This window comes from Allofrancisella guangzhouensis, from assembly GCF_000815225.1.
Taxonomy (GTDB): Bacteria; Pseudomonadota; Gammaproteobacteria; order Francisellales; family Francisellaceae; genus Francisella; species Francisella guangzhouensis.
In genome coordinates this window covers 377301-390730 of record NZ_CP010427.1, presented here as the reverse complement: position 1 = coordinate 390730, position 13430 = coordinate 377301, and the positions used below count along the sequence as shown (strand labels likewise).

The window sequence follows — 13430 nt, the reverse complement described above, 5'->3', positions numbered from 1 at the left end:
TAACTCTTATTTGTTATATATATCAAAAAGAAAATTTTTCTCATATGATTCATCATCAACTCTAGTTGTCAGGTAAGCTTTATCACAGACATCATTTCGAACTACAAATACTAATCTTCCTGATATTTCTAACAAGCCCAATAAGGATTCATCGATTTGATCTGCTTTTACTGGGTTTAAGATATATATACAGTCATACTTTTTTTGGCTATCAATAATAGATTGAATATGTTCTACCATACTAAAATCAATATTTTGAATATTTTGGCTTACAAGTGCTCTTTTAACTGAACCCATTATATTTTCGTCATAGCCTAAAACATCTACATGGTTACTAATCTTTGCTAAAAGTGCCGTTGTATAACCACAATCTAACTCAAGCTGCAAAACATTATCATCGTACTTAACATTAAGAGCATTTACTAACTTTGCTATTAGCATTGGGCTTCTTACTTCTCTACCATTAATTATAAATCTTGTATCACAATATGCTAAACTTTGGTACTCTTGTGGTAAAAACTTCTCACGTGGAGTACTTGCCATAGCATCAACAAGCGCTCCAACGGGAATCCCCTCAGGCAAAACTTGCTGTTTAATCATATTTTCTCTAGCAAATTCAAAATTCATTATAAAAGGCCCTACAGTTTAAGAAATAAATTTTTAACTAACTTATTCTTGAGATAATAGCATAATAGCTTACCAAAGAAAACTATACTAAGATTTTAGAATTGGAAAATAGTCAAAAAGAAGTTAAAATTCACACCAGAAAAATAAACAATAAACTAAAAGCCTAGAAGGCTAATTAGACCTTCTTTAAAGGCTATTTCTAAAGAATAAGGTATCACATGAAAAGACCAGAACTACTTTCTCCTGCTGGAACACTTAAGGCTATGCGTTATGCTTTTGCGTACGGCGCAGATGCTGTTTATGTTGGACAGCCTAGGTATAGCCTAAGAGCCCGCAATAATGAATTTTCAAAATTAGAAGTTCTTCAAACAGCTATAAATGAAGCTCATGCTTTAGGCAAGAAAATTATGTTAGCAAATAACATAGCCCCTCATAATGCAAAAATCAGAACCTATATAAAAGATATAACTCCTGTAATAGCGCTCAAACCTGATGCTATGATAATGTCTGATCCTGGGATGATAATGTTAATTAGGGAGCATTTTCCTGACCAAGAAATACACTTATCAGTGCAAGCAAATGCTGTAAATTATGAAACTGTGAGATTCTGGCAGAAATTTGGCATCAAGAGAGTTGTGCTTTCCAGAGAATTATCACTAAAAGAAATAGCTGAAATCAAAGAAAACTGCCCTGATATGGAAATAGAAACTTTTGTGCATGGATCTCTTTGTATGGCATACTCTGGCAGATGTCTATTATCAGGCTACTATAACCATAGAGACCCTAACCAAGGAGTTTGTAATAATGCTTGCAGAAACAATTATAAGGTTACTGAAGCTAAGCAAAATGAATGGGGAGATATTGTACCTACAACAGTCAAACCAACTCTAGGAATTGGTAAACCATCAGAAAAAATTGTACTAATAGAAAATGATAAAGAACCAGGGCAGTATAACCCAATGTTTGAGGATGAACATGGTACATACATAATGAACTCAAAAGATCTACGAGCTATCCAGCATGTAGAATACCTAACAAAAATTGGGGTTGATTGTTTTAAAATAGAAGGACGAACTAAATCTTTCTTTTATGCTGCTAGAACTGCTCAATTATATAACCAAGCTATCAAAGACACTTTAGCTGAAAAACCCTTTGATATGACTTTAATGGACAAACTAGAAGGTTTAGCACATCGGGGATATACAGAAGGTTTCTATCGCCGCCATGTGCACGATGAATACCAAAAATATGACAACTCTGACTCTCGCAGTTCTACTCAGCAATTCGTTGGTGAAATCACACATTTTGATGAGTATACTGGCTACGCTGATGTTAATGTACGCAATAAAATAAAAATCGGTGATAGCATAGAACTTATGCTACCTTCAGGAAACCGTCAGATTATAGTTGATAACATGTTAGATAAAGATGGACATCACCTTGATGAGGCAAAAGGTAGTGGTTATCAGGCTAAAATAAGATTTGATAATATCTCACCTGAAGATATGAAATTTGCTCTAATGATTAAAAATTTATAACAGTTCCTTAAATGTTCAATCACTAATTTTTTAAATCTCTCTACAACTTTATTAAACCATCAGGTTAAAATTTATCTCTATAACAAAACAAACACCTTAGCTAAAGCCTATCCTTAGAACCTATATCCCGCTGCATTATAATTCTTAGATTATAATCCGTCTTGCTTTCATAATAAATTTCTAAACCGACTATGGCTACAAAAACTACAGTTAGCTGTACATTCCATTGAATTTATTATCTGAGGTTCCTTTCATACATTTTTGTCATATATTTCACATAAGCGCGAGCAGCTGGCGAAGCATGTACATATTTCGAAAGATTCCAATTAATAGATTTAATTAAAGAACTTTTATCTGGCTTAAATGATGTTTTTTTACTACTAAACTCAGATGAAGAGAAAAAAGGATAATTTGACAAGGAATAAACTTCTGATACCGAAACTTCAAAGTTCGAAACTTCAAAGCTACCAATAGACTCTACACTAGAAATATCTAATGGCTTATTAAATCTATTTTCCCTATCATTTGACTTAAGAGAATTAGACGGACTATTTATTTCTAGGTTGCCATCTTTTACAAATTTAAAAGCTTTATTCCATAAACATAATAGCTCTGGTGATACATAAGAAGAAGTTTTCTTAAATGAAAACCTTAGAGTCATATAAATATCTAATTCAGGAATTAAGTTTTGAAGTTTATCTATAAGATCGTATTTTTCTTTTATCTCACCTAATTCACCAACACCAACTTCATAGATAATACAAAAGTTTATATTTGCTAAACACATATTTTTAAATTTAAAAACAAATTTATGAATTGTATCCATATCTAGATCAGATAAATCTAAAAAGAAAATATATTTTTCAGATTTTACAATTTCTAACTTACCTATTTCATTTACAGATAATGTATAACTATAAAAAACATCTTTAGAGCCAGGAAGTTCGCCAATTAGTGTAAAATCATCTCCATTATTTTTAATATAAATTAGTTCTGTTTGCATTAAATTTAGGGATTTTATGATTTGCCATTACAAAATTATAACATAAAGAATAGTCCTGCTATTAGCTATATTTTATAAAATAACTAAAGACCATTAACGTGTTGCTTATACTTTTAAGGAGCTGTTGTAAGCTGGGATTATAACCTTATTAAGTATACAATTACCGTATTAGACCTCTAAACTACCTTAACTATTCCCTTTTTATAGCCATACCAAAATCAAAGAAGTTTAGATACCTAATACAATCTTATTCACCCACTCGTTTCTAAGTAAAACTCTCTTCGTTGGGAAGGCTGTGTATTTTTATCTAAATACAGATTGCTCCCTTTAAACCAAATACATATATCTCTACCATCAGCAAATCTAGCACCATCTGCTGAAACCACTTGAGGTAAAGTATACTCTTCACCCTGGTAAATTAACTTAATAAAACTAAGACTTTTATCCGACAATGAGTAAAATGTTACAATTATTTTCTCTTTTTTATTATCCACGAAAGTGTTTTGAGCATCTTTTTCTATCTCTAAACCATGGCTATAACATTCTGAACACGCGTAAACAAATAATAATAAGCATATCAATAAACTCTTAATTCTTTTCATAACATAAGTCTTTTAAAATCTAATTTTATTACTAAAAACATGAATTAATTCTTAGATATTAGTTTGGTTTTTTTATTTATGAGAATCAATAACACTATTGTGATAATAGAAGTAATAATCATAGTTATAGCAATCGGAAAGGAACTTGTTGCTGGAAATAACATCGCTACACTTCCTATCAATCCACTAATAGCAAACTCCATAGTGCCAAACAACGCAGCTGCTACTCCTACAAATTCATAAAATGGCTCTAAACTACCACTAGCCCCAGTTCCTGAAGTGAATGCTGAACCAAACGTTGCAAAGAAACAAGGAACAAAAAACCCCCACAAAGATAAACCATAGATAAGGTATATAGTCAAAGATAAAACGCCAGCCATAAACACACAACTAACGCCTAAAATAGCTGTTTTATAAACACCTATTCTATTTACAACAACTCCAGCAAATAAAGAGCCTACAAGATAGGCAACACCAGCTAAACCAAACATCACATATATTTTAGATAAAGGATACCCTAAATAAGTAATGATATACGGTGTCATCGAAAATAGCACAAAAAAAGCTGACATACCTGACACAGCTGTCAAAGAATAAGCCCAAAACTGCAATGATTTTGAAACCTGAAAATACCTTGCAAAAACATTCAAAGACATTTTTTTGCGTCTTTCTATTGGCAAACTCTCTTTAACAAAAAAAGCTATTATTAAAAAAGTTAAAAATGCTAAAAATGTCAGTAAAACAAATGCTGCTTGCCACTCAAAGTGTATAGCTAATTCTACTCCAATAAGAGGTCCTATAATAGGCGAAATCGATATTATCGCGTTAATAAAGCTGTATATCATTGAACTAGTTTTACCTGAAAAAGCATCTCTTACAATAGCAAAAGCAACAACAGACAAACCACAGCAGCCCAAAGCTTGGACAACCCTAGAGAGGATTAGTAGACTTATAGTATCTGATAATGCACACAAAGCTGAGCCCAACAAAAATAACAGTGATGATAGCAATATAATTCTAAACCTACCAAACTGATCTGATAACGGTCCAAGAAAAAGCTGCCCTACTCCAGTTACTACCAAAAATAATGATAATGTTATTTGCACCATCGATTGAGTTGTCTGTAAAGACTCTTTCATAGCAGGTAGAACAGGCATATAAACATCCATAGCCAATGCAAAAGCAAAAACCATAGGCCCCAAAATAAGAATCGTTTTAAGAGGAGAATAATTCCACATAGCAGAGCTCCTATTTTTTATTTATCAAGTAACGCATTATACCAGAATAACTATAGTTTAGAAGACACTTAAGCTAGCTAATCACTTTTTATTAATGGTATAATAACCTTCAAACTCAGTAAATATTAATTTAAAATGTTAAAAAGATTTAGTTTAATAACAACAGTAATCCTTCTGCCTTTTCTTAGCTTTGCTAATAATGAGTCATCTTTAAAAGTCATTAGTGTAAACGCTATAAACCAACCACTGGCTATAGTTGCTATTGCTATCTTTGTCCTAGCCTACCTACTCGTAATGACAGAAGACTACACAAAGCTTAATAAATCCAAGCCCGTTATACTAGCCGCTGGTGTTATCTGGATAATTGTTGCTATCGTGGGTGAATCTTTTGGAGCTAACAAAATCGTTCAGAGTAATTTTGACCATATAATGACTGAATATGGTGAATTACTTTTATTCTTGTTAGTTGCTATGGCTTATATAAATCTAATGGAAGATAGAAATATATTTGCAAAGCTCAAAAGCACCCTTCTAAGGTCAGGCTTTGGATATCTAGCAATATTTTGGCTTACAGGTATAATTTCATTCTTTTTATCTGCTATAGCTGATAATTTAACTACCGCTTTAGTAATGAGCACTGTAGCTATCTCCATAGGTAAGGATAATAAAAAGTTTATAACTATGGCGTGTGTTAACATTGTAGTTGCAGCTAATGCTGGTGGCGCGTTCTCACCCTTTGGAGATATAACTACACTCATGGTATGGCAAACTGGAGTTGTTAGTTTCAGGGAGTTTTTTGCTATCTTTATTCCTTCGTTAGTCAATTTTTTAATACCTGCAATTATAATGAGTTTCTTTTTACCAAAAATGCTGGCTAGATCTATCATAGAGGAAAAAGTACAACTAAAAAGAGGAGCTATACCTGTCATAGTATTATTTATCTTGACGATTATAACAGCTGTGGCATTTGAACATATTTTACACCTCCCTCCATCTCTTGGTATGATGACTGGACTTGGGTATGTAATGATATATAACTACTTCTATGGCTGGAAAATAAATAGAGAAAGTAGGCAAGGTCATAAAATGCCTCCTCATGCTTTTGATATTTTCGATAAAATAAAAGAAGCTGAATGGGATACTTTACTTTTTTTCTATGGAATATTAATTTCTGTACAAGGCTTAGCAGCACTTGGGTATTTGGAAGTTGCCTCTCAGTATATATACACAGACATGCTGTCGATTGCTCCAAGCCTATTTTCAGCGCATACCCAGGCAAATACTATAATTGGCATTTTCTCAGCTATCGTTGATAATATACCTGTTATGTTCGCTGTATTAAGCATGCATCCAACTATGGAACATACTCAATGGTTACTAGTTACTCTTACAGCTGGAGTTGGAGGTAGTTTACTATCAATAGGCTCAGCTGCTGGTGTAGCTGTTATGGGTAAATCAAAAGGCAAGTATACTTTTATCGGTCATCTTAAATGGACTTGGGTTATCGCCATAGGCTATTTTGCCAGTATTGTAGTGCATGTACTTATTAATAGCTAATCAAATAAACGGGGTTTGCTTAGTAGGAAAAGATTATAATAACCATTATGTACGGATCTCTCAAATTATTCTATCAAGCCCGAGAGTATTTATCTCTATTCTTAGATTATATTTTGATATAATCTAAGAAATATTAAATACTTAATAGGATATTTTTGATACATGAAAGAGCAAATATCGCGTTTGTCTGTTATTTTTTTATGTTTAAATTTTTCTTTTTCTCTCGCTAATAACAGTGTAGACAAAATCCAAGAAATTAATAAACCAAAGTATACTAATGCTATTAATGTAAAGCAAAATGATAATGGGATAGTAAACATTTTAGCTCAAGCTGCAACTACTGATCCTTTATTACACAAGGTAACTGACGTGCCAGGCAAAGCTAAAATTGAACTAGCTGAGTTATATTATAATACTCTATTTTTTCCCAGTGAAGAAACTTTTATGAAAATAAGGGGAAAAGATCCTGAGAAAGCATGGGGAAATTTTATAGCCCAAGCGGTAAATAAAAATGGGTGTGTAGCTAATGGAAAAGGACAAGGTATATATAAAGGATGCGATGAGTATTATTCTCTTGAGAATTTGTTAAAGTCCCTTGATAACCTAAAAAATATTACCGAAAGAAACTATCAAAAAGCAAAAAGTATAGAAAGCGGTCCAACTCAGTATACTACTGTTGAGTCAGCTCTCAAAGAGAAAGATAGAGTGAACAATTTTGCAGTAACCGGTAATGATCTAGATAACTTAAGGCAAATAGCTGCTTTTTTTGCGCATATGACAACAGAGACTGGAGGTTCTGATGGCTATCAATCAAACATTAGTGCTGCATATGCATTTTCTGCAGTCCAAGAAGGAAATTGTGGCAATGGAGATGATTGTGAACAATATAAAGTTACTAGCCAGCCAAGCGGAGGCAATTTTCCTCAATGGCAGAAGTATACAAATGAGAATTATTATGGAAGAGGCGGAAAGCAATTAACCTACTGGGAAAACTACGAATACTATTCACAAGCGCTATATGGTGATTTCAGATTATTAGAAAACCCAGGATTATTAGTAGAGGGCGATAAACAATATTCTCCAGGAGAATATGGTCTTACAACGTCTTTGGCATACTTATTACTTAGATATCATGATAATTGCCAAACATTAGAAACAAGAGATAAAAATAATAATCCTATTGTAAATGCTAATTGTGGACCTTATTATCCTTCTGTTGATTTTGATAAACCTTCTATGATAGAAGCTTTCGGCGAAGAAAATAGCATACAAACATTCAGAAGTAAGCAATGGATTACTCTTTCGGATAAATACGGTAAGCCTGGATTTGGCCTTTCCATAAACCTTATTAATGGCGGTGTTGAATGTAGGGCAGATATGACCTACCAAGCTATGAATAGGATTAACTTTTATATTGAATATTTAGTACGGTTTGGAGCTGATATTAAAAATGTAGTAATTAGTTATAAAAGTGGCTCGGAGAATGTGTTTACAAAAGTAGATTTAATCCATAATATGATTAATAATTCAGAAGGCGCTTCTGATGTTAGTGAATGGTTTACAAAATATACAACTTCTCCTTTACTAGAAATGCAAGATGGTAAAGATAAACTTGGTATTTATTCTAATTTAGATAAAATATCCCACATAACTATTGTATACGGAAATGGTTATGTTGAACATTTAGATTGTATAGGATACCGTACCATAGGAGAATGATGTTTCTTCATATAATCCCATTCTTGTATAGATTACATGGAAACTTCGTTCTTGGCTTAACTTAGATCTATTGCTTTTGAGTTTGGAATATAAGGATTTATTATAAAAATTTAGAGTTGAAAAGAGCACATAGTAGTAATTAATTCGATAAAATTGCTATCTAACCATTTGGGAGAGTATAGTTATGAAAGTTAATAAATGTTTTTTTCTAATCCTAATGATTATAGTTTCGTTAGGATCCAGTTATGCTACACAATTGCAAAAAGACGCTAAATATTTAGTTGCCTATGTAGATCTAAATGCTACAGGTTCATTATCTATGATTACAGACAATGGTTGGAAGACGCCAAACATAATGATTTTTGGATTTATGGACACCTCAACAGATAATATAAGGATGGATTATCTAAATAGTTTGAGAGATATAATATCAAAAGAGCGAAGTGATGGCTGCTTAAACTTTATCAGTATTGGTGGAGCCGTAGGTACAAGTAACTTATTATCCCAAGACCCGCAAGTTGCAGCTTCGAATATCATTAGTCAATTGTCAAAGTATAATACACTATTGAAAAACCAAGCAAATATAAATAGTGAAATAGTAGGTATTGATATAGATATTGAATATGTTAAATCTCCTCTTTCTGAAGAGATAATTACAACTCTAGCAAAAAAAATACATGAGGCAGGATACCTAGTCTCTATCGCTCCGCAGCCATCAACAAATTTAGAAGAAGGAAGCTTAGTTGATCCATCCAATCCATACAACTTGTATTTTGCATCACAGGGACACAATAATCAGTATGCTCAGTCTATAAAAAAAGGTTATGTTGATTTAGTTAATTTACAATTATATAACAGTGGAGGAGACATAATCAAATTTAAAGGTGATATTACAGAGAAAGATCCAAAATTTTATAGGTATATGGCTGAGGCTGTATCTAATTTGTTTTCAGAGGATTGTACAAAATCTAAATACCCTATATGCATCCCAAATGGAACAAAAATTATACTAGGTGAAGTGGTCAATAGGTCCGCTGGCAATAGTAATACTATTTATGGAGATTCTGAAGGTTGGTATAACCAAAAAGCTATAATTGATGACCTTGTTAATGAGGTTCAGATTGTATTAGCTAATAAAGACAATAAATTTAATCATTATGACGGTTTGATGTATTGGTCCTTAAACAACGATTACTATCCAAGTGAATATGGAAATAAAGATAATTATGCTATTCCAGGCTTATTTTCTGAGTCATTTGCTAAGTTATTTTAACCTCAGCCCCTTTGCCCTATGAAAATTTAAAAATATAAAATCTAGACATACAAAGCCTTTATAAATGCTTTTACTTATTAATAAAATGCAAATCGTAAAAAATCATCGCTCACGAGGAAAATAACATCTTATTCTTTTAGTCCAACTCTGCTATTATATATAATATAAAGCTTTAATGAAATAATTTTGCAAATGTCATACCAAGCACTAGCACGGAAATATAGACCTAAATCTTTTTCAGAAATAGCTGGACAACAACATGCCCTTAATAGCTTAACACATGCTTTAGAAACTCAAAGAGTACATCATGCCTACTTATTTACAGGCACAAGAGGAATTGGTAAAACTACTCTTGGCAGACTACTTGCCAAATGCCTAAATTGCAAAACAGGTGTGACAGCCCAACCATGCAACAATTGTGAAAACTGTCTAGCAATAAATAATAACAGCTTTATTGATTTAATCGAAGTTGATGCTGCCTCACGCACAGGTGTAGAGGAAACTAAAGAAATTTTAGATAATATTCAATATATGCCTTCACAAGGTAGATACAAAGTATACTTAATTGATGAAGCTCATATGTTATCTAAACAAAGTTTTAACGCTCTATTAAAAACTCTCGAAGAGCCTCCTGAATATGTAAAATTTATATTAGCAACAACTGATTACCACAAAATACCAATAACCATACTTTCTAGATGTATACAACTACATCTTAAACACATATCTCAGCCAGATATTAAGTCTCAACTTAAAGAAGTCCTATCTAAAGAGAGCATCCTTTCAGATGAACAATCTTTAGACTATATAGCGTATCATGCTAAAGGCAGCCTTAGAGATGCCTTAAGTCTACTTGATCAGGCAATTAGCTTTTGTAACGGCAAAATACAACACTCTCAAGTAAAACAAATGCTTGGTATCGTTGATAGTGAGGAGGTATATAACATAATAAATGCTATTATAGATGATGACCCAAATGCTATATTACCAACGATAAAAAGTCTTTCTCTTTCAGAGAATAATGCTGAATCTATACTAGATAAAATAGCTGAAATCTGGTTTAGCTGCTGCGCATACAGCCTAACAAAAAGCCTTGACACAACTAACAATATCAATATAGATATAATTGATAAAGTTCTTAACAAAATATCTACTGAACAGACTCATTTTTTATACCAACTAACGATCTCCGCAAAAAAAGATATTTCTTTAGCGCCCAACTTTGAAACTGGTGTCACTATGGCTATACTTAGACTAATAGCCTTCCAAAAAAAAAACTTAAATAATTTCGGCTCTGGCTATCCAGAGGCAACTATAGATATTACCAAAAAAAACTTCTCTGAACTAAAGCAACAACTATCAAGCTCTGATGCGGAAAATAGTAATCAAAAACCCATTACTATTAATAAAGAATATCCTAAAGATTCTCTTGATAAAAGGTGGTTTGAGCTACTAAGTAAACTACCGCTCAAAGGTTTTACAAAGACTTTAGCTTTTAATAGTAATTTACTGGAAATATCCAGGAATATTTATAGTATACAACTTAATGAAGACGCTAAAAAAATCTTAGAACTTGATCCTCAAAGCGTAGCAAAACTACAAGCAAATATTAGTAAACACTTAAACAATTCCAGTTTTGAACTAAACATTAAAAATCTACCTAATAGCAACACCGTAACCGGTCAAAAATCACCAGCAGAGATGAAACGGGACAATGCTATAAAGAAAATCCATAGTAACCAAAATGTAAAAATTATAAAAGAAAAATTAGAAATAAATATAAAAGATGAAAATATAACTTTGACTGATTAAATATATTCCCATGCGCCTTCATCAGCAAAGATAGCATGTAAAAGTTTATTATTAAGAGTATGCCCAGATTTATAGCAATTAAAATGCCCTAGGATATAACCTCCAACGTAAAAATCACCAATCGCATCTAATAGCTTATGTCTTACAAACTCATCTGCATATCGCAATCCGTCTTCATTCAAAACACCTTCATTTGTAATACCAATAGCATTGTCTAAAGAAGCACCTTTTGCAAGGTTATTTTGGTGCAAGTAGGCAAGTTGTTCATAAAAACCAAAAGTTCTAGCCTTTGAAATCATCTTAATATATTCATCAAGGTTATATTCAAAAACTATATGATTATTAGTTGCTGCGATTACAGGATGATCCCACTTAATTTTAAACTCATATTTTAGGCTGTCACTTGGCAATACTTCTGCAAATTTATCCTCATCCTCCACTCTTATAGGTTTTAGGATTTTAATGCCTTTTCTAGCTGCATTTTGCTCAACTATACCAACTTGCTTTAATAAATTAACAAAATCATGGGAACTACCATCCATAACTGGCAACTCTGAAGCACCTATCTCTACCAAAACGTTATCTATTTCAAACATCGCAAAAGCGGACATCAAATGCTCAATTGTAGAAATAGATACACTTTGATCACCACCTTTAGTCAAAAGAGTACACATAATAGCCTCTTTAATATTAGATGGCGCAACACTGATATCTACTACTGGCTGTAAGTCAGCTCTACGAAAAACCACACCTGTATCAATAACTGCAGGCTTCACTGTCATAGAAACATCAACTCCAGAATGCAAACCTATTCCCGTTACAGAGAACTCTTTTGCTAAGGTTTTTTGCTTCATAAACATCCCTTTTTACCTCTGCGTTTTTTTACAATCTTATTTTTATTGCTTTCTTCTTAAAAAACTAGGTATATCTGACTTATTAGCATCATCAGATCCAGAAGTAGATGCCACGCTAGTTGTAACTTCTGTTTCCCTTCTTAAAAAAGAAGCTGCTGGCTTATGAGAAAAACTTTCTCTTTGAGGCTGTTGGACGCTTTTTTCTAAACCAAAACCTTTTTTCATAGCTACTTTTTCTATACCTGTAACAACAACAGTTACTTTCATAGAGTTAGACATCTCAGGATCAATAACTGTACCTGCGATCACTATAGCATCATCAGAAATGAAAGATCTAATAACTTCACCAACCTCCTCAAACTCTCCTATAGACATATCCATACCAGCTGTAATATTCACTATTACACCCTTAGCACCATCTAGATTTATGTCTTCTAAAAGTGGGCTTGAAATTGCTGCTTCTGCTGCTTCTCTTGCTCTATTTTCACCAGATGCTTCACCCATACCCATCATAGCTAGACCCATATTAGTCATAACAGCTCTAACATCAGCAAAGTCAACGTTAATTAAACCTGGTCTAGTTATTAGCTCAGAAACCCCTTTAACAGCGTTTCCTAAAACATCATTAGCAGCGTTAAATGCATCTATCAAACTAACTCCCTTACCTAGAACGCTAAGCAACTTTTCGTTCGGCACTGTGATTATTGAATCAACATGTTTAGTTAGCTCTTCAATACCAGCCTCCGCTGCTTTCATTCTTCTAGGTCCTTCAAATGGGAAAGGTTTAGTAACCACAGCAACTGTAAGTATACCCATCTCTCTTGCAACTTCTGCTACAACTGGAGCACCTCCTGTACCAGTACCGCCACCCATACCAGCAGTGATAAAGACCATATCAGCACCTTCTAATAATTGCTCAATTTTAGCTCTATCTTCTGTAGCTGCCCTTTTACCAATTTCAGGATTTGCACCAGCTCCTAAGCCTTTTGTTAAGTTTGTACCAATTTGCAATACATTTTGAACCTTTGACTTTGATAAAGCCTGACCATCAGTGTTTAAAGCGAAAAACTCAACATCGGTAACTTCATCACACATGTGCTGAACAGCATTACCACCACCGCCACCAACACCGACTACTTTAATTACGGCATTTGAAATCATTGAATCATTAAAATCAAACATACTTATACTCCTTCATTTATATATT

Annotated in this window: 11 protein-coding genes; 5 read left to right on the top strand and 6 right to left on the bottom strand. The window is 33.1% G+C overall.

Going from position 1 to position 13430, the window contains the following annotated elements:
• Nucleotides 1-6: 6 nt before the first annotated feature.
• A complete protein-coding gene (locus tag SD28_RS01795) occupies nt 7-627 on the bottom strand; it encodes a protein-L-isoaspartate O-methyltransferase family protein (RefSeq protein WP_039123442.1) in 621 nt (206 codons plus the stop codon).
• A gap of 218 nt (nt 628-845) precedes the next feature.
• Between SD28_RS01795 and trhP the strand changes: the two genes are divergently transcribed.
• Nucleotides 846-2165 (top strand): prephenate-dependent tRNA uridine(34) hydroxylase TrhP, encoded by a 1320-nt coding sequence (trhP, locus tag SD28_RS01790; protein ID WP_039123441.1) that lies wholly within the window; start codon nt 846-848, stop codon nt 2163-2165.
• 235 nt (nt 2166-2400) lie between these two features.
• Here the strand turns inward: trhP and SD28_RS01785 are convergent, their stop codons facing one another.
• The 3 genes from SD28_RS01785 to SD28_RS01775 all read right to left on the bottom strand — a co-directional run bounded on the left by SD28_RS01785 (nt 2401) and on the right by SD28_RS01775 (nt 5008).
• The gene (locus SD28_RS01785; RefSeq protein ID WP_039123440.1) at nt 2401-3168 is read right to left on the bottom strand and encodes a hypothetical protein; all 768 of its coding nucleotides are present in this window, start codon (nt 3166-3168) and stop codon (nt 2401-2403) included.
• A gap of 251 nt (nt 3169-3419) precedes the next feature.
• Nucleotides 3420-3770, bottom strand: a complete 351-nt coding sequence (locus SD28_RS07745; protein WP_052251854.1) for an MliC family protein — start codon at nt 3768-3770, stop codon at nt 3420-3422.
• Between the two features lie 44 nt (nt 3771-3814).
• Entirely contained in the window at nt 3815-5008 is a 1194-nt protein-coding gene (locus SD28_RS01775; protein ID WP_039123439.1) for a multidrug effflux MFS transporter, read from the bottom strand.
• Nucleotides 5009-5143: 135 nt separating this feature from the next.
• Here SD28_RS01775 and nhaD point away from each other — a divergent pair, with 135 nt between their 5' ends.
• The 4 genes from nhaD to dnaX all read left to right on the top strand — a co-directional run bounded on the left by nhaD (nt 5144) and on the right by dnaX (nt 11369).
• Nucleotides 5144-6565 (top strand): sodium:proton antiporter NhaD, encoded by a 1422-nt coding sequence (gene nhaD / locus SD28_RS01770; protein ID WP_039123438.1) that lies wholly within the window; start codon nt 5144-5146, stop codon nt 6563-6565.
• A 162-nt stretch (nt 6566-6727) separates the two neighbouring features.
• Nucleotides 6728-8284, top strand: coding sequence for a chitinase (locus SD28_RS01765; protein WP_039123436.1), 1557 nt, complete (start codon nt 6728-6730; stop codon nt 8282-8284).
• Nucleotides 8285-8468: 184 nt separating this feature from the next.
• Nucleotides 8469-9557, top strand: a complete 1089-nt coding sequence (locus SD28_RS01760) for a glycoside hydrolase family 18 protein (RefSeq protein ID WP_039123435.1) — start codon at nt 8469-8471, stop codon at nt 9555-9557.
• Nucleotides 9558-9749: 192 nt separating this feature from the next.
• Nucleotides 9750-11369, top strand: a complete 1620-nt coding sequence (gene dnaX, locus SD28_RS01755; RefSeq protein ID WP_039123434.1) for a DNA polymerase III subunit gamma/tau — start codon at nt 9750-9752, stop codon at nt 11367-11369.
• On the opposite strand, the gene lpxC is transcribed toward dnaX, so the two are convergent.
• The gene (lpxC, locus tag SD28_RS01750; RefSeq protein WP_039123433.1) at nt 11366-12223 is read right to left on the bottom strand and encodes a UDP-3-O-acyl-N-acetylglucosamine deacetylase; all 858 of its coding nucleotides are present in this window, start codon (nt 12221-12223) and stop codon (nt 11366-11368) included. The genes dnaX and lpxC overlap by 4 nt on opposite strands.
• A 42-nt stretch (nt 12224-12265) precedes the next feature.
• Nucleotides 12266-13405, bottom strand: a complete 1140-nt coding sequence (gene ftsZ, locus SD28_RS01745) for a cell division protein FtsZ (protein ID WP_039123432.1) — start codon at nt 13403-13405, stop codon at nt 12266-12268.
• Between the last annotated feature and the right edge of the window lie 25 nt (nt 13406-13430).